This window comes from Sutcliffiella horikoshii (assembly GCF_021991925.1).
Lineage (GTDB): Bacteria > Bacillota > Bacilli > Bacillales > Bacillaceae_I > Sutcliffiella_A > Sutcliffiella_A horikoshii_F.
The window spans coordinates 173414-191019 of the sequence record NZ_RXZI01000001.1 but is presented as its reverse complement, the minus strand read 5'-3'; the positions used below and the strand labels follow the sequence as shown (position 1 = coordinate 191019).

Here is a 17606-nt window from a genome sequence, read left to right as displayed (position 1 = left end):
ATAGATTTACTAACCAATGATAACCCGCTCAACAGGGTAGTGATATTTAGGTGGCTTTTGTTTGCTCTCAAGAATAAATAGGAAAGTCAATAGCCCTACTCTCCCGATAAACATTAAGCAAATGATAATCAATTTCCCAAAGGTCGATAGATCAGGTGTAATTCCCATAGACAACCCTGTGGTCCCGAATGCAGAACAGACTTCAAAAATAATCTGTATTAATTCAAACTCCTCGGTCACACTGAGAATGATAATGGACGAAAAACAAATGAGGATGGCCAATAACAATACGACCAACGATTTAATGATGTCTTCCTCATGGATTTCGCGGCCAAATAATTTAATATTCTTATTCCCTCTTGCAAAATGGAAAAGGAAAAGAATATTTAGTGCAAAAGTGGTGGTTCTGATCCCCCCACCTACGGAACTCGGGGATGCCCCGATGAACATGAGTCCGCACATCACAAGCAATGTCGGCATGGTAAATTCGCTGACATCCATTGTTGCAAGTCCCCCGCTTCTTGTTGTCACGGATTGAAACATCGCATAAAAAAGAGACTCATGCCATGTCATTCCTTTAAAGTAGGAGTTAAACTCCAATATGAGAATGGCGACAGTTCCAAGTGTTATGAGGCAGGCAAACGTGATACTTGTAATTTTAGTAAATAAAGAAAAGCGGAACCGTCCTCCTTTATGGACGATAAATTGCTTCACTTCGACCAGCACAGGAAATCCTATCGCTCCCGCTGTAATCAATATCATCACAATGAATTGCACAAAGTAATCATTCGCAAAAGGTATTAGCGATTCACCAGTTATATCGAATCCTCCATTTGTTGTCGCACTGACAGAGGCAAAAAAGCCATGGAAGAAGGCTTCCTGCCATGTATCGTAATGGGAGAGAAAATAAGTGCCCAATATGAGTGCACCAAGTAATTCGAGTGTAAGTATCAAAACTAGAATCTGTTTAATGAGCTTTACGATCCCAGAAAGTGTAGACTGATTTTGATCCAACATCATCAATCTTCTCTCGCGGAGTCCGATTTTCCTACCTAAGAGCAGCCAAATGAAGGTGCCCACTGCCATCACGCCTACTCCCCCGAATTGGAGCACAAACGCAAGGATAAAGACGCCAGGAACTGTAAAGGTTTCAGCAGTGTTGACAACCGTTAAACCTGTTACACTTACTGCGCTGACAGCAGTAAATAATGCGTTAATAAAACTCCAATCAACACCATCAAATCTAGCGATGGGCAAGCTCAATAAGGAAACCGCCACGAGTACAGCTATAAAATAGAAGCTGACGATAAGCTGAGCTGGTGATAAATTATGTACTTTCTTGCTAAATGAATTTTTAAATTTAATCATAATTGCCCTTTCACATATCCATAAAGTTTCAAATACTCCGGTTTATTAATCCCCACTAATATTAACGTATTTGTCTAATACTTTCCAGTATGGATTAGAAAGAAAATCTCATACTAACTTTACAGCTTTCATAAGAGGGTTCAAGAAACTTATTTAAAAGCTGAACTAGAAAAGGAGTGATAGAAATGGCACGTAGCAATAAATTGCTTGTACCTGGAATCGAGCAGGCTCTTGATCAAATCAAATATGAGATTGCACAAGAGTTCGGAGTATCCCTTGGTTCTGATACTGTTGCACGCTCCAATGGTTCTGTTGGTGGAGAAATCACAAAGCGTCTAGTAGCTCAGGCTCAATCTCAATTACACGGAAAATAATTCAATATGAATGGATAGAACCCAGAGTATCTTAACTCTGGGTTCCTCGTATGTATGATCTTGTTGAAAAGTTATGAATAAATAATTGCTTTATTTTAGTTGTTGCCTCTTTTATTTTCGTTCTTCTTTTCATCCCGCTTGTTATTACCGTTTGAATCTCCCCGAGCATCATTCTTCTTCTCTTTTGCATGGTGGCCTTTTTGAGGCTCATTCTTTCTTTCCCCTTTATCACCATTATGACCTTTTTTATCATTTGAATTCTGATGCTTTTCAAAGCCTTTCATATCTTGTTTCCGCTGGTTGGGTTGCTCTTTCTTCTCTTTTTTCTGATGCTCTTTTGATTCTTTATGTTCTTGCTTCTGTTGCTCTCTTTTTTCCTTTTGCTCTTGCTTTCGGTGCTCTTTAAGTTCTTTTCGCTCTTCTTTACGCAGTTCTTTTAATTCTTTTGCCTCTTTGCTCTTATTTTTCTCAACCTGAAGCTCATCTACAAAGTTGTCTTTCGAATTGACCTGCTTAATATTGTGCGGTTTATGGTTCATTGGTGTGGTAGGTGCTATTTCCGTTTGGGAGGTATCCTCACTATCCACAAGATCCGTTTTTTGTTCCTTCTGAATGTATTTTCCAGGGGACAACCCTTCTTTTATAGCATTCGATCGTTCCTGTGTGGTGGTTTCCAGTGTAGTGATACTGACCTTATCCTGTTGAATTTTCTCAGAGATGGACGTTATTTTAGACTGCATCAATGAATTCCATCCTTCATTCTTTTCATGGGTCAAAACAGATGCGATCAGCACCTCGCTGTTTTCGGTAAGGTACCCTTTTTCGCGGAAGATATCAAACATTTGGGAAGAAACATTTGTAAGGTCCCTATTCTCCCATTCCACCAGTTGCTTGATAATATCCTTGCCTTCCTCATTGTAGGCCTCTATGGAGATTACCTTCATGTCTTTGTTTACCCCTAATTCAACACTTGGGTTTACGTCAACGGAAACGTACGCATATACTTGGTTACTTGCATACTTAGGATAAAGAGAGAATGCCAGAATGATGGCTGTCAATACACTGATGACAGCCCATTTCGCACGAAAAATGGAACTTAATTTCCCTTTTCTTTCCTTCTCTGCCCTATGTAAAGGAAAAAAAACGATTTCTTCCCCTAAATCTACTTGCCCCTTTTGTTTTCGTGACTTTAAAAATTCGCCCTCAGGGGTCAGAATGGTGACATGTTCATCATGAACTTCGAGCACAATCCCTTTTTTCACTCGTAATCGCCCCTTTTAAATAATCTTTCAAATATATATAATCCCCCGATAATATAATGGAAACGGCAATGATGTATTTCCGGTTGCGTTCTATTGTTTTCCTGCTCACATCTACCAGGTCTTCCAACTGTTTCATTGGCAACATCTTCTTCTCAAATAGATGTGCCTTCAGTTCCTGATTCTGAACAAGTGTTTTCGCAACCTCAATGGCATTCTGTCTGGCATCAGCATGTTTAGGAGAGCATTCCAGAAGATCGGCAAAACTCAAGCCGAATTCCTTTAGCACCGTTTGATAATAGTTTATCTCTTCTCTTCGATGCTCTTGGTCAATCTGTTTGTTGAACTCCTCAACGGACAACGTCGCTTCTATTTTGTTGGACGCATAGTCATCCTGTTCCACTTCCTGCTCAGACATCGTAACGGTAGCATTTTTGCTTTCTTTTCTTATATAGTCAATGACTCTTCTTTTGATGATCAGGTCTGCAAATGAAATCAAAGAGCTCCCTTTATCTTTTGAGTATTTCTCTATAGCTTCATTGAAAGCGATTAAACCGATACTAAATTCGTCATCCGTTTCACTTATATACCTTTTGCACACGGATGACACTGACTTTGCGATAAAAGGTTTATATTTATCAATAAGATTATTTTGTAGTTGAATGTTGCCAGCTTGTATTTCCAGCACTTCATCTTCAAGAGTCTTTGTGCGTCGTTTGCCAATTTTAAAAAGTAGGCTCAGCACTGGCTTCACCTCTCCCCCTGCTTATATAAATGTCGTTTTTTTTAAGTTAAAATTTATAAGCATGTATTAAGAAGGAGGCTTTTTCATTTATAGAAAAAGTCACCTGTCCTATATATAAAGGTGTACTTTTATCTATAAAATGTCAATGTAAAAACCTGTTAAGAACTCTCTTGATGTAATATAAAGGTAAAATAAGTAATATGATTCCATTGCAAAAAAATTCAGAGGTTGTTGTTTTCCATTTCAAATTACTCTTAAATATATAAACTGTATTGATTTTATTGCTTTATCTTCTACCTCCTTTGCTTTTGGGGCTAAATATCACCGCCTAGTCACTTAAATGTTACGTGAATGTTTCAATTTTTTCGGGGGAGAGTCAAAAAATAATTTTATAATACTTCGAAATACCTAATAAAAATGCTCATCTAGTTCTTTTGTTCAGTTATTAATTATTAGATAAATTGAATAAGAAGCCATAATTGGCTTCTCTTTAGGAAATATGAATGTGCTTCATTGTGTCGCTCCTATGCTCGTTATAATACTTCACCATGGTGTCTGCAGTTAAGTGGAATGGAGGACAAATGATTCCAGCATCCTCTAAGATCGTTCTGGCCTCCGTGCAGTCGAAACTTCCTTTCCAAGTAAAGTAATCCAATGCTTCACGTTCCACCTTCAACCACTTTCTTGCCGTTGGAACAAGGAGAAAGGTTTTTGCCAAAGGAAGCGGAATCGACCCTTTTGGTTCCTTTTTTAGGAATTTATCCATCAAAACTGTATAAGCCTCTCTTATCGTTATAGGCTCAGGATTTGTTAGGTGGAGCGTTCTACCTTGCGCCGTCTCGGAATGGCTAAGGTAACATGTACTTTTCACTATATAATCGATTGGAACCACATTAAATTCTGCATCCCCCTTCCCTAAATGTGGAATTAAAGGTAAGAAGCGAAGGGAATGAAGGAAATTCAACATCAGATAGGGACCGTCAAATTTACTGGTTTCACCTGTTTGACTGTGCCCTTTGACTATCCCGGGGCGGATGATGGTAATAGGTAGATTTATTTTTTCATTTTCTACCAAGACCTCGGCCAAATATTTTGTTTCTTCATAATGATTTTTGAAAGGGTACTTATGAACAAGTTCACTCTCCAAGATCTTTCCATCCCTTTTCCCCGCTACATAGGCAGTACTGAAATACATAAAGCGTTTCAGACCCGGAACACTTTTGAGCCATCTCAGCACTTCTCTCGTACCATTCACATTCACTTGAAAAGCTATTTCTTTCTTGACCGCCAAATCATAAATGGCTGCCAGATGAAAAACATAGTGTGTTCGCTCCTTGATTTTTTGCTGGTCGTCTTCATTCATCATTAAGTCGGGCTGTGTGATATCTCCTTCTATAAGGTGAAAGGATGTTTGTGGATACAGGCGCTGAAAAGATTGTATAACTGGAAGTGACAAACTTTTTTGTGTGGGAAGAACTAACAGAAAAACATCTGATATATCGTTTTTTGTTGCTAAAAGCTCACGAACCAACTCTTGACAGATAAAACCCGGAAACCCTGTGAAAAAATACCCACTCAACGCTTTCATCCCTTTCCATAATTTATATTACTTATCTTTTACAATAAGGATAAACTACAACAGAGCACGTGAAAAGTGCTTTTGTCTAAATTTTAAGATAATTAAGGTGATAAAACATGCACACAATGTGGAAAGGCTCCATCAGTTTTGGGTTAGTCAATATTCCAATCAAAATGTTTTCCGCAACGGAAGATAAAGACATCAAGCTCAGAACTTTGCATAAAGAATGTCATAGCCCCATCAAATATGAAAAAGTTTGTCCAAACTGCGAAAAAGAAGTGGAACAAAGTGACTTAGTAAAAGGGTATGAGTATGTCAAAGGAAAATATGTCATTTTATCCGACGATGAGCTAAAACAATTAAAAGAAGAGCATGAAGATAAGAGTGTAAAGATCATTGATTTTGTCAAACTTGAAGATATCGATCCCATTTACTTCAACCGTTCTTATTTTCTTGGCCCTGGAGAAAACGGAAGCAAGGCCTATTCCTTATTACGTGAAGCATTGTCAGATACGAAAAAGATTGGCGTTGCAGAAATCACCATCCGCTCCAAGCAACAACTCGCTATCGTACGCGTATATAAGGACTGCCTCGTGATGGAAACGGTTCATTACCCGGATGAAGTACGGAATGTCTCTGAGGTGCCAAGCGTGCCAGAGAGAAAAGCGGTAGACCAGAAAGAACTGGATACGGCCATCACATTGATCGATCAGTTAACGACAGAATTTGATCCTGAAAAATACGCTGATGATTATCGAGAGGCAGTACTCCGCCTCGTTCAGGAAAAGATCAATAAAGAAGAAGGAACTACCACACCAGCAGATACGGATAAATCCAATGTGGTGGACTTGATGAGTGCCCTGCAAGCTAGCATCGAACGGACAAAGGATCAAGGAGAAAAACCGGTCAAGAAGAAAACGGAAGCAAAAGTTGGAGAGACTAAAGCAGATGATACGAAACCGAAGAAACGTACAACTAGAAAGAAGAAGGCATCTAGCTGATAGGTTAGATGTTTTCTTCTTTCCAATAGATATCCGGTTTCACCACTGCTGATTTCCTAGCCAGGCGGTGCTTGAGCCTCCTCATTTCATTTCGGAGCCTAAAGTCTACCGCTACCTCCCGCCGGAGTCTTCGCCTTTCCTATGAAATCTCTTTATTTTATTCCAAATTATTACAAGAGGTGGCACCAAATGATTAAACCTATGTTACCCACACTTCACCGGGATGCGCCAAGTGGAGAGGAATGGGTATATGAAGTGAAATACGACGGTTTTCGCTGTCTTGTGATTATGGAACAGGGATCTGTCATGCTACAAAGCAGAAATGGAAAAGAACTTAACGCATCGTTCCCCGAGATAGTTACTTATATGAAAGGATGGTTGGGAGATAAAGATTTTCAGTCCATGCTTCCTTTGACGTTGGATTGCGAACTTGCTGTCCTCACCTCTCCTTACAAGGCAAACTTCAGTGGAATCCAGAAGAGAGGAAGAACCAAGTCGAAAGAAAAGGTAGACCTTCTTTCTAAGGATCTCCCTGCGATTCTTTTGGCATTTGATTTACTTACACTAAAAGGAAAAGACCTCTCCGGTAAAAAATATAGGGAACGGAAAGAAATGCTTCATGAGCTTTTCGGACAATTCCATCTACCACTTTCCCCCGACGATTCAAAAGAGGGTAAACTCCAGTTGGTTCCCGCTTTTACCAGCCTGAATGAACTATGGTCGCAGGTTCAGCTAGAAGAAGGAGAAGGTATTATTGCAAAAAAGCTCAGCAGTACCTACATAAAAGGAAAAAGAACGACGGATTGGATAAAGGTGAAAAATTATAAAACGGTGACATGTTTCATCACCTCCTATCAAAAAGAAAACGGGTATTTCCATATTGGGGTAGTTGATGGCGAGCAAGTAGTGGAGCTCGGTCTGTTTACACATGGTATGTCATCTGAAGAAAAGTCCGCCCTTATTGCTGTCATTAAGCAAAATAGTTTTAAGGAAGATAAGGAATACCTTTATGTACGACCAGGAATTTGCCTAGACATTTATTATTTGGAGTTGTACCAAAATCAGCTTCGGCACCCTGAATTCAAGCAATTTCGTTTCGATGTAGATGTGAGGGAATGTACCATGGATCAATTGAACCACGTCCGACTCCCTAATACCGTTTCCATCACTCACCCTGATAAACCACTATGGGAGGAGCCACTGGTCACCAAACAGGATTATCTTGACTATCTTTCCAAGTGTGCTCCAACTATACTCCCATTTCTTAAAAACAGGCTGCTCACGGTGATCCGTTATCCACATGGTATGTATGGAGAAAGTTTCTATCAGAAAAACTGCCCGGATTATGCCCCTGATTTTGTAGAGACGTTTACAAATCAAGATATCCATTATATGATGTGCAACAATTTAGAAACGTTGATATGGCTCGGAAATCAATTGGCCCTGGAATTTCATGTCCCATTTCAAACTATCCATACTTCTCAGCCAAGCGAAATAGTTTTTGACCTTGACCCTCCTTCCAAGGAACATTTTTCAGGGGCAGTTTTAGGAGCCTTAATGATGAAGGAAATATTTGATAAGCTTGAATTAGAGGCATTTATCAAAACTTCCGGCCGTAAAGGGCTACAAGTTTACATACCACTCCCTGAAGCAAGTTACTCCTATGAGGATACCCGTATGTTTACGGAATTTATCGCAACCTATCTCGTAACGAAAGAACCGACTCTTTTTACTGTGGAACGCTTAAAAAAACATAGAGGAGAAAGAGTGTATATTGATTATGTGCAGCATGGAGAAGGTAAAACGATTATTGCTCCCTATTCTTTGAGGGGCAACGACCTTCCGACAGTAGCTACCCCTCTCCATTGGAAAGAGGTCAAGGAGAGCATGAAGCCAGAGGACTTCACACTTTTTTCGGTAGTGGAAAGGCTGAAAGGAAGCAAGGATCCATTTCAAAGGTTTTCGGCAAGTAAGGAGAAGCAACCCTTTGAAAAGGTGCTAGCTTTTCTAAAGAATAGTCCAAGTTAAAGTTGCCAAAATGTATAACATGACAAGCTGATGGCGAAAATGGGGATTAAAAAAGGAAAAGGTGAATATGTTGCAAGCCTTTGCCGTTGTCCATCCGATTGTTGAATTCGAAGATACCCTTATCATCGAATTTCTAGATGAAACCGAGCCCGAAGACAGTCGCCGGTACCGCTTGTTTTTAGAGAAGCAGACACTTCAAGCTATAAAGCTGATTGTCTATCGCCCAAAGCTTGAAAGTTGGCAGGATATCACTTCCATGATCTCTACATTCTATCTTGCATCTTTGCGCACAAGGCTTTTAGAACAGACAGAAGATTTTAGGGATAAAAAAGATGCCATTTCTTGAAAAAACCAAAAGAAAAACCGGGCAAAAACAGCCCGGTCCTTTTTGTATATGAAGGAGGTCACCTAGTTGATTGGCGTGGAAAGCATGCACGGGAATCATACCAAGTATAAGATCAATAATAGACTAAAGACACCAACAAATAAGGCCGCAACAAATCCTGCAACGAACGGCTTCATTCCCAACCCCTTTATGTTTTTCCACTGCACTTGTAACCCCACTCCTGCCATGACCATCACGATCAGGAATTTGGCTGTCATTCCAAGATAGTCACTTACATTTTCCGGAATAACCCCAATGGAATACGCACCACTCATAAACAGAAAGCCAATGATAAATAATGGAAAAGCCGCTTTGAAGCTTGTTGTACCTTCACTCCTACGGACGGCTATAAATGAGATGGCCAGTACAAGCGGTAAGATGAACAATGTTCTCACTAACTTGACTGTTGTGGCAACCTCCCCGACATCATCTCCAAGCAGATATCCAACGGCTACAACAGAGGATGTATCATGAATGGATACACCTGCCCAGATTCCCATTTGAAGCGCTGACAGGTGTAGCCACTGTCCAAGAACAGGATATAAAAAGGTGGCTAAGATATTAAAGAAGAAAATGGTTGAAATCGCATAGGCCACCACTGACTCCCTTGCATGCAAGACACCTTTTAGGACTGAGATGGCGGTAGCACCACAGATACTTGTTCCCGCACCAATCAGTAAGGATAATGTTTGATCAATCTTTAAGAATTTTCCCACCAATAAAGTGACCAAGATACCTCCTGCCACCACAAATAAAATGACTAGAATGGATTGCGCTCCAATATCCAAGATACTTCTAAAGCTCAACGTTGCACCAAGCAAAATGATCGCAACCTTCAGCCATTTTTTCACGATAAGGTCTATTCCTTCTGTATATTTTTCATCTATATTCAAACTATTTCTTAGGATTATTCCAATCAACAAAGCGAATAGCACTCCACCTATTGAAGGGAAAAAGTGGCCAAAAATTTTCGCTATACCCGCAATGCTCAGTACCAGAATAATCCCCGGAATCCACTTTATTGCTCTTTTCATCCTCTTAACCCCTAACTATTCCAAGTAAACACTTCTCCTATTTTAAAGAATATAGAAAAGACTGTCGAGAAGAACTTTCGGAATACAAAAGAATATTGTATGAAACTTCCATTATATCTATATAATTCCCATCCCTTTTCTATTAGAGGCTACTCGTTGAAATCTATTAGACTTCGTAGTAATATAGTGATTTATGATAGTGGAAATATGAGTTTATAACACATGAATTATATGGACAATATAAATAAGTTATAGGCATCACCCAAGGAGGCTTTATATATTGAACAAGACAATTGATTGGTTTTCCAATGTCATTACAGCCGAGTATTGGACAGACCTTGATTTTTGGTTGGATGTAGGGGTTTCCCTAGTCATCCTGTTACTGTTCCTTTTATGGCGTAAGCTTTTTACAAAGTATTTCTTTAAAGGAATCCTTGCTGTCTCCAGAAAAACACCGACCGACCTATTTACTTATATAGTCTTGGCCTTTGATAAGCCTGTCAGGATGTTTTTCGTAATCTTAGGGATATTTTTCGCATTAAAGACCGCTCCATTTACTTTAATGGAACCAGAAACTCTTTCGAAGCTAATGCGTTCTTCGGTTATCGGCCTGTTTTCTTGGGGAATTTTCAACTTCATCCCTTATTCATCTAATCTCTTCACCAACCTCACTCATCGATTAGAATTTGAGGTTGATAAAATTGTCATGCCATTTGTAACCAAGGTATTGCGCTTCATTCTACTCGCATTGACATTCAGCATTGTCCTCGATGTATGGGGATATGATGTTGGAGGAATTGTGGCAGGTCTTGGACTCGGTGGTCTGGCCTTTGCTTTGGCAGCACAAGAATCACTTAAAAACCTTTTAGGCGGATTCATTATTGTGACGGAAAAGCCTTTTACAATGGGAGATTGGATTAAGACTCCAAGCGTGGAAGGTGTGGTGGAGGATATTTCTTTCCGTAGTACGCAGGTCAGAACCTTCGCACAAGCGGTGGTAACCGTACCGAATGCAACCTTATCAAACGAACCCATTACAAACTGGTCAAAAATGGGGAAACGCCAAATTACTTTCAAATTGGGTGTTCAATACGACACATCCAGAACTAGCCTGGAAAGAGTGGTCCGTCGGATTGAGAACATGCTCCGCAATCATGATGAAATTGATCAAGAGACGATTCTGGTCCGCTTCGATAGCTTTGGTGCAAGCAGCTTGGATATTTTCACTTACTTCTTCACCAAGTCTGTCATGTGGGGAGAATACCTTCAGGTAAAAGAAGATATCAATTTCAAAATCATGGAGATTTTGGAGGAGGAAGACGTTGTTGTAGCTTTCCCTACGAGAACATTGCATTTTGAAAAAGGCACTCAAGAAGAAAAACTAGTAAAAGAATATAGTATAAGAGGCGAAAAGGCATAACCCGGTGGCAACTGGGTCATGCCTTTCTTATTGGGTTCACTTTTTTACTCGGAACGTCGTAAAAGAAATAATTATATTCTGTCTTTAATTCTGTAGTAGTCATTCCATCAAGAACTAGTGAATCATACACACCTATTAATAGAAGCTTGTTAATATAATACTCTCGTTGTTGCTCCAAGGCCTTTTGAAGCTTCTTGCTCATAACATCCACTCCCATTATTTAATACTTATTAAGCATTTTACCCAACAAATATTGAATTAGGATGAAGCCACTGTAAATGTTTATTAAATTAACATTCACACTTGGTGGAAGTGTTGCCATTCAGGTGGAAGCAGGTTTCTATATTTTTGCTGAAAATAACGGTCATCCAACAACAGAATGAAGCCTGTATCTTCCTCGCTGCGTATCAACCGTCCCCCTGCTTGCTGCACTTTGTTTATCCCGGGGTAGACATAGGCAAAATCAAAGCCATTCTGACCCTGTTTCTGAAAATATTCCTTCATGACGTTCCTTTCATGAGTGATCCTTGGTAATCCAACCCCTATGATTCCTACCCCATTTAAACGGTCCCCCTTTAAATCAATCCCCTCAGAGAAGATCCCTCCTAGCACAGCAAAAGCTATGAAAGTACCTTTTTTGTCAGATTTGAACTTCAACAAAAACTTCTCCCTTTCCTCTTCGGTCATTACAGGCGACTGTACGACTGTCTCAATGGAGTCCTGCATGGCATAGTCCTTATATATTTCAAAGACCTGTGACAGATATTCATAGGAAGGGAAGAAAATGAGAAAATTTCCTTGTTGGGAATGAAACGTCTCTTGTATCGCTTGAATGATCGGTGTGATAGAAGATTCTCGATCCTTGTATTTGGTCGATATTTTTCTAGCAAATACCTCGACTTGATTCTGTTTAAATGGTGTAGGAATCGAAAGATGATAATCTTTCTCCTCCCCACCTAGTACAGTTTGGAAGTATCCAAGCGGATGTAAGGTGGCCGAAAAGAAAATGGCCGATACGGTCCTGGCCGACATTCTTCTAATAGCCGCAGATGAATCCATGCATGCGAGCTTCACTATCACTTCACTCTTAAATACGGTGACGATGGTTTTGTACCTCGCATCAAACTCCTTGGCAATCCTTAAAAAGTCCTGTCCCTCAAAATAAGCAGTCAGCACTTCTTGATGAGCCATACCTGATGGGTTGTTCACCAACCACTTCTCACAAGCCTCCACCGCTTTCTGAAGAACCTCGATAACCTCCACTGGCTTATCTTCAAACACAAACTCATTTAAGGCTATCATCTCTTTTTTCCATTTAAGGAGGGCATCATTTACCCCCTTAAGCATTACATATAGTTCTTTATCTACTACTTTCACTTCTCTGCTCGCCTGAAGGAAGAGCGATTTCGTCAACGTTGCCGAAAGCATTTCCCTTGAACGATCAACGAGATTATGCGCCTCATCAATAAGAAGGATGGTTTCCTTATGAAAGTCCCCCCATCTCTGCAATTTCACTTTTGGGTCAAAAAAGTAATTGTAGTCACAGATGACAACGTCCGCAAACATAGCGAGATCCAATGAAAATTCAAACGGGCAAAGCATATGTTTTTTCGCATATGATTCTATCGTCTCCCGGTTCAACAAGTTTTCATTCTGCAGAATATCGCTAAGACCATCCTTCAATCTATCATAATGACCATTTGCAAAAGGACAGAATTCTTTTTGGCATAACGTTTCCTCTTGAAAACAGGTTTTTTCCTTTGCTGTTATCGTCACCACTTTTACGGCAAGTCCATGTTCCACTAACAATATAAAGGCTTCTTCTGCAACTTGCCTTGTGATCGTTTTAGCAGTCAAATACATGATTCTCTCCTGTCTTCCCTCATGCAGGGACATGACAGAAGGAAAAATAGTTGCGATCGTTTTCCCTATCCCTGTGGCCGCCTTTGCAAAGAGACGTTTTTCTTCCTTTATCGTTTTATATACCGCTTTGGCCAGATCCCTCTGTCCAGTCCGATAAGAAGCATATGGGAATGTAAGGTTCTTGATACTCTCTCTTCTATCTTCTTTATGAGCAAGTATACTTTTATGAAACTCCATGAATCCTTCCGTCACTTCTTGCATAAAGGAAGTCAGCTCTAACATATCATATGTCTTTTGAAAGGTCCTTTCATCAGTGCTCGTTCTTTTTGCATATACCATATGCACCGTAATGGTTTTCAATTTGTGCTGCAGACAATAAATATACGCGTAAACCTTCAGTTGAGCCCAATAGGTAGGAAAATCCTGTTCAGTAAGAGCATTCAAATCCCTTGCAGTCGACTTAATTTCTTCTATTGTTACGTGTTCGGCATCACGGTAAATTCCGTCACATCTTCCTTCGATATGTAACTCATATTCACCAACAGGGATATCAATGGAAAGGAAAACTTCCTTTTCATAGTTTTCTCCTCTACTCCCCTGCAAACGTTGGTGGGTTTTGGTCCCCTCCTGCATGACATTTGCCCCTGCAAATCTATTGTCAATGCTTCCACCCATCATGACAAACTCTACAAGCTTTCTAACAGAAACAGATAATTTCTTCATCATCAAAAACTCCCGGTTACTATCTATTGTTCTTAAGTATAACAAAAGAAGTACAACATACATGCATAAATACATCTCTTACATAGGAAAATATAGTAAACAATAAATTCTAAAGGATGTGATGGAGAGCGTGATGAAGACAGACCCACTTGTTCTTACGACTAAGCTTGAAGAGAACTTACTACATGTAAGGGCTATGTTTGTAGATACGGAAGATCTCATCATGGAGTCGCTCCATCGCTTTAACATGGAAGCTTATTTACTTTATATCGAGACAATAATTGAAAAAAAGCTGGTAGAAGATATTATCGTTAAGCCAATGCAAGAAGCCGATCTCCAAGTGGAAAAGGGGGTATTTCCTCAGGCCCTGGTTGAAGAAACTAATAGTATTAAAGAATTAAGGAAAAGCTTGTTGCAAGGGAAATGCATCCTGTTAAAGAAAGATTCAGATCTTGCACAAATCTTTAACGCACAATCCTTTAAAGCAAGAAACATTACAGAACCTGAAACAGAAGGGGTTATCCGAGGTTCACATGAGGGTTTTGTAGAATCATTGAAAACAAATATTTCCCTCATACGGAAACGTCTGCATAATTCCAACTTAAAAATAAAGTATTTTACCATCGGCAACGATTCCCATACCAAAGTGGGAATGATTTATTTAGATCATATAGCCAATAAAAAAATAGTGGCTTCTATTGAAGAGAAACTGTCCGATATTGATATTGATTTTGTTCATGCTCCAGGTCATATTGAAGAGTTTTTAAGTGATAACTTTTCCATTTTCCCAACCATGCTGAGTACCGAAAGAGCCGACCGCACAGTAGCCAATCTAATGGATGGCAGGGTCGCCATTCTCACAGATAATAGTCCAGGGGCACTTATCGCCCCTACAACATTCTTTACTTTCTACCAATCACCTGATGACTACAACAGCAGGTGGTACTTTGGTTCATTCATCCGTTTTTTGCGTATTCTTGGCTTTTTAATTTCGGTTGCTCTTCCGGCTTTATATATTGCCATCGTTTCCTTTCACTATGAAATTTTGCCGACAGAGATCGTATTCTCCATTAAATCTTCATTGGAATATGTCCCCTATCCCCCATTGATAGAAGCATTGGGAATGCAGATTACGTTGGAGATCCTTAGAGAAGCGTCCATCAGATTACCGAGCAGGATCGGTCAGACCATCGGGGTGGTAGGAGGGTTGGTAATTGGTACAGCGGTTGTGGAGGCAAATCTTGTATCCAACACCATGATTATAGTTGTGGCCATCACCGCCATCTCCTCTTTCATTGTCCCGATTACCGAGATGGGATCGTCCATCAGGTTATTGGGCTTTCCGTTTATGCTCATGGCAGCAATGTTCGGGTTGATTGGCATGAGCTTTTTATTTATGTTTGTGCTCATTCATCTATGCAAGTTGGAATCCTTTGGAACGCCTTATTTTGCACCATTTTCTACCTTGAAGTGGTCAGAGATGAAAGATACATTGATCAGGGTACCAATTCCTTTCTTCAAAAACCGCCCAAAAGATACTTTGCCTCAAAAGAAAAAAAAGACGATTAAGTAAGGAGATTGCTATGCTAAAGGTCCATGAAAAGAGCATCAGTCAGGGTCAGCTATTCTTCCTAATTATTCAGGCCCAAATAGGGGTAGGTATCCTCTCCTTGCCATTTGCCGTCCATACTACTGCAAAAGGAGATGGGTGGATCTCTACATTACTAGCTGGATTTGTTATACAACTATGGATGTTTATCATATTGAAGCTAGCGCAGTCCTATCCTGAACAGAACTTATTTCAGTTATTGCGCCATCTATTGGGAAAGTTCTTCGGCAGTATTTTTATCATCTTTTATATCTTATACTTTACGGCCATTGCTGGACTTATTGCAGCATTGCAGACGGGACTGATCAACAAATGGATTCTTTCCCTTACTCCGTTTTGGATCATTTATATCTTAATTATCATTGTGGCTGTTTATTTGGCGACTGACAATATCCTGATGATCGCACGCTTTTTTAGTCTCTCCACAGGAGTAATCGTCTTTTTTATCCTCCTGGTTGCTACCGTATATAGAGATGCCAACTTATCCTATATCCTCCCAGTAGGGCATGGGGGATGGAAAAACATTTTCTTTGCCATCAAGGACGTCCTACTTGCACTTACAGGCTTTGAAATAATTCTCGTCATCTATCCCTTGATACAGAACCCTAAAGGCACCTTAAAAACACTTACCTTTGCAAACATTACAACCGTTTCGATCTATACATTCCTTGTTTTTACAAGCCTAATAATCTTCAGTCCCGAAGAAATGACGCTCGTACCTGAACCAGTGCTTTATATGCTAAAGGCCATTTCCTTTGAAGTAATAGAGAGACTGGATCTTATTTTCCTGTCCATTTGGGTCATTCCTATGACCAATTCGTTCATCATTTATCTGTATCAGGCTAGTAAAGGCCTTAAGGAATTGTTTCATAAAGAGTCCCACGCTCCATTTGTTCCAATTATCTGCGTGCCAATCTTTATATCGGGATTTTTTTTGCAGGATAAGTTCTTAATGGAAGATATAGGGAAGATTTTTCAATACATTATCTTCTCTTTCGCCTTTTTCCTTCCTATCTTGTTGCTGATGATTTCCTGGATAAAGAAAAAGTTTGGAAAGGGGGAAAATCAACATGTTTCATCATAAAAGGTATAAGAGGGTATTTTGTATCCTCCTCTCGTTACTCCTTTTGACTGGCTGTTGGGATCAACGGTTATTAAAAGATTTAAAACTTGTATTTACTGTCGCATTTGATGCAGGTGAAAATGATGAAATTATATCCCATGTAGCCATACGCGAAACCCAAAAGCTAAGTATCGGTGGGAAACCCGGTGAAGCAACGGTCGCTGTTGTGGAAGGAGATGGAATTACTTTAAGGGACACGAGGTTAACCTTGGACAGAAGAATTCCTGGAGAGTTTTCACCAAGCAAGATGAGGGTGTATCTGATGGGGGAAGAACTAGCCAAGCAAGACTTATACTCCATCTTGGATATTCTGTACCGCGACCCCAAGTCTCCATTAGGTTCAATGCTCGCCATTGTACAAGGAAAAGCGGAAGAGGTCATTCATATGCAAACCATCAAAGAAACATTGCTTACAGAAGCACTAACCGACCTTTTGGTAAGCAATGAAGATTATACTATTATTAAAAATGAAACAGTCCAGACGGTTTGTCCTGTCATGTTTGATCCAAGTGCAGATTTTTCCCTGCCTGTAATAAAAAAAATAGAGACTGATGATGTTGAAGTGGTCGGTATGGGATTGATAAGTGACAGAAAATTTACAGGGGTAACATTGGACGCGGAACACTCTACCATCCTTTTATTACTTGGAAATAATAAAAGGAAAATTGCACAATTGAATATGATGGTTAAACCTGAAGAAGAGAATATCCGTAACCGTTATATGACCTTGAACGTAGGAAAGGCTAAAGCAAATATGAAAGCAGAAATAAATTCCCCTTCGGATATAAAAGTGAATATTGAATTAAAAATAATCGGTACGATTGCAGAGTATCCAAAAAATCATCTCGTTAATAAGAAAGTGGTAAAAGAACTGGAATCAAAAGCTACTGAGGATATTGAGGTCAAAGCACAAGAAGTGATAAAGACTTTGCAGGAAGCAAACAGTGACATACTGAAAATTGGACAATATTTAAAAGTACATCATAACACAACCTGGAAAGAGCTTGATTGGAGAGAAGTGTACCCCACCATTGAAATTATTCCGAATGTTAGCGTGGACATAACCGGAACTGGGATCATTAACTAAAAAGAAGA

General features: G+C 39.7%; 15 protein-coding genes. 8 read left to right on the top strand and 7 right to left on the bottom strand.

Annotated elements, in window-relative coordinates:
• Window positions 1–9: 9 nt before the first annotated feature.
• Complete coding sequence (locus EKQ44_RS00950; protein ID WP_237661653.1) at window positions 10–1368, bottom strand: TrkH family potassium uptake protein; 1359 nt, start codon at window positions 1366–1368, stop codon at window positions 10–12.
• 185 nt (window positions 1369–1553) lie between these two features.
• Between EKQ44_RS00950 and EKQ44_RS00945 the strand changes: the two genes are divergently transcribed.
• Entirely contained in the window at window positions 1554–1742 is a 189-nt protein-coding gene (locus EKQ44_RS00945; RefSeq protein ID WP_237661652.1) for an alpha/beta-type small acid-soluble spore protein, read from the top strand.
• 95 nt (window positions 1743–1837) lie between these two features.
• Here the strand turns inward: EKQ44_RS00945 and EKQ44_RS00940 are convergent, their stop codons facing one another.
• The 3 genes from EKQ44_RS00940 to EKQ44_RS00930 form a co-directional block, all read right to left on the bottom strand.
• A complete protein-coding gene (locus tag EKQ44_RS00940) occupies window positions 1838–3004 on the bottom strand; it encodes an anti-sigma factor domain-containing protein (RefSeq protein ID WP_237661651.1) in 1167 nt (388 codons plus the stop codon).
• Window positions 2973–3755 (bottom strand): RNA polymerase sigma factor SigI, encoded by a 783-nt coding sequence (gene sigI / locus EKQ44_RS00935; protein ID WP_237661650.1) that lies wholly within the window; start codon window positions 3753–3755, stop codon window positions 2973–2975. The genes EKQ44_RS00940 and sigI overlap by 32 nt, the downstream gene beginning before the upstream one ends.
• Window positions 3756–4236: 481 nt before the next feature.
• Window positions 4237–5325, bottom strand: coding sequence for an SDR family oxidoreductase (locus tag EKQ44_RS00930; protein WP_237661649.1), 1089 nt, complete (start codon window positions 5323–5325; stop codon window positions 4237–4239).
• Window positions 5326–5441: 116 nt separating this feature from the next.
• On the opposite strand from EKQ44_RS00930, the gene ku reads away from it, so the two are divergent.
• The 3 genes from ku (at window position 5442) to EKQ44_RS00915 (ending at window position 8700) form a co-directional block, all read left to right on the top strand.
• Entirely contained in the window at window positions 5442–6326 is an 885-nt protein-coding gene (gene ku / locus EKQ44_RS00925; protein ID WP_237661648.1) for a non-homologous end joining protein Ku, read from the top strand.
• 189 nt (window positions 6327–6515) lie between these two features.
• Complete coding sequence (locus tag EKQ44_RS00920) at window positions 6516–8354, top strand: DNA ligase D (RefSeq protein ID WP_237661647.1); 1839 nt, start codon at window positions 6516–6518, stop codon at window positions 8352–8354.
• A gap of 67 nt (window positions 8355–8421) precedes the next feature.
• The gene (locus EKQ44_RS00915; RefSeq protein ID WP_237661646.1) at window positions 8422–8700 is read left to right on the top strand and encodes a hypothetical protein; all 279 of its coding nucleotides are present in this window, start codon (window positions 8422–8424) and stop codon (window positions 8698–8700) included.
• A 95-nt stretch (window positions 8701–8795) separates the two neighbouring features.
• Here EKQ44_RS00915 and EKQ44_RS00910 read toward each other — a convergent pair whose 3' ends face one another.
• A complete protein-coding gene (locus EKQ44_RS00910; protein WP_237661645.1) occupies window positions 8796–9773 on the bottom strand; it encodes a YeiH family protein in 978 nt (325 codons plus the stop codon).
• 280 nt (window positions 9774–10053) lie between these two features.
• Here EKQ44_RS00910 and EKQ44_RS00905 point away from each other — a divergent pair, with 280 nt between their 5' ends.
• On the top strand, window positions 10054–11193 hold the full coding sequence (locus EKQ44_RS00905) for a mechanosensitive ion channel family protein (RefSeq protein WP_237661644.1): 1140 nt from the start codon (window positions 10054–10056) through the stop codon (window positions 11191–11193).
• 16 nt (window positions 11194–11209) lie between these two features.
• Here the strand turns inward: EKQ44_RS00905 and EKQ44_RS00900 are convergent, their stop codons facing one another.
• Both EKQ44_RS00900 and EKQ44_RS00895 read right to left on the bottom strand, forming a co-directional pair.
• Window positions 11210–11395: a stress protein gene (locus EKQ44_RS00900; protein ID WP_237661643.1), complete on the bottom strand. Its 186-nt coding sequence runs from the start codon at window positions 11393–11395 to the stop codon at window positions 11210–11212.
• Between the two features lie 95 nt (window positions 11396–11490).
• Window positions 11491–13782: an ATP-dependent DNA helicase gene (locus EKQ44_RS00895; protein ID WP_237661642.1), complete on the bottom strand. Its 2292-nt coding sequence runs from the start codon at window positions 13780–13782 to the stop codon at window positions 11491–11493.
• A gap of 130 nt (window positions 13783–13912) precedes the next feature.
• Here EKQ44_RS00895 and EKQ44_RS00890 point away from each other — a divergent pair, with 130 nt between their 5' ends.
• From EKQ44_RS00890 to EKQ44_RS00880, 3 genes are read left to right on the top strand one after another with little or no spacing between them, the layout of a single operon-like run.
• On the top strand, window positions 13913–15352 hold the full coding sequence (locus tag EKQ44_RS00890; protein WP_237662527.1) for a spore germination protein: 1440 nt from the start codon (window positions 13913–13915) through the stop codon (window positions 15350–15352).
• Window positions 15353–15362: 10 nt separating this feature from the next.
• The gene (locus EKQ44_RS00885) at window positions 15363–16472 is read left to right on the top strand and encodes a GerAB/ArcD/ProY family transporter (protein WP_237661641.1); all 1110 of its coding nucleotides are present in this window, start codon (window positions 15363–15365) and stop codon (window positions 16470–16472) included.
• A complete protein-coding gene (locus EKQ44_RS00880; protein WP_237661640.1) occupies window positions 16459–17598 on the top strand; it encodes a Ger(x)C family spore germination protein in 1140 nt (379 codons plus the stop codon). Before EKQ44_RS00885 ends, EKQ44_RS00880 begins: the two co-directional genes overlap by 14 nt.
• The last annotated feature ends 8 nt before the right edge of the window (window positions 17599–17606 follow it).

Bases quoted from the DNA above. Each gene is read 5' to 3' on its own strand.
- EKQ44_RS00880 (WP_237661640.1), top strand. From the start codon at position 16,459: ATGTTTCATCATAAAAGGTATAAGAGGGTATTTTGTATCCTCCTCTCG.
- EKQ44_RS00900 (WP_237661643.1), bottom strand. From the start codon at position 11,395: ATGAGCAAGAAGCTTCAAAAGGCCTTGGAGCAACAACGAGAGTATTAT.
- EKQ44_RS00915 (WP_237661646.1), top strand. From the start codon at position 8,422: ATGTTGCAAGCCTTTGCCGTTGTCCATCCGATTGTTGAATTCGAAGAT.
- EKQ44_RS00890 (WP_237662527.1), top strand. From the start codon at position 13,913: ATGAAGACAGACCCACTTGTTCTTACGACTAAGCTTGAAGAGAACTTA.
- EKQ44_RS00910 (WP_237661645.1), bottom strand. From the start codon at position 9,773: ATGAAAAGAGCAATAAAGTGGATTCCGGGGATTATTCTGGTACTGAGC.
- EKQ44_RS00945 (WP_237661652.1), top strand. From the start codon at position 1,554: ATGGCACGTAGCAATAAATTGCTTGTACCTGGAATCGAGCAGGCTCTT.
- EKQ44_RS00895 (WP_237661642.1), bottom strand. From the start codon at position 13,782: ATGATGAAGAAATTATCTGTTTCTGTTAGAAAGCTTGTAGAGTTTGTC.
- EKQ44_RS00950 (WP_237661653.1), bottom strand. From the start codon at position 1,368: ATGATTAAATTTAAAAATTCATTTAGCAAGAAAGTACATAATTTATCA.
- ku (WP_237661648.1), top strand. From the start codon at position 5,442: ATGCACACAATGTGGAAAGGCTCCATCAGTTTTGGGTTAGTCAATATT.
- EKQ44_RS00920 (WP_237661647.1), top strand. From the start codon at position 6,516: ATGATTAAACCTATGTTACCCACACTTCACCGGGATGCGCCAAGTGGA.
- EKQ44_RS00885 (WP_237661641.1), top strand. From the start codon at position 15,363: ATGCTAAAGGTCCATGAAAAGAGCATCAGTCAGGGTCAGCTATTCTTC.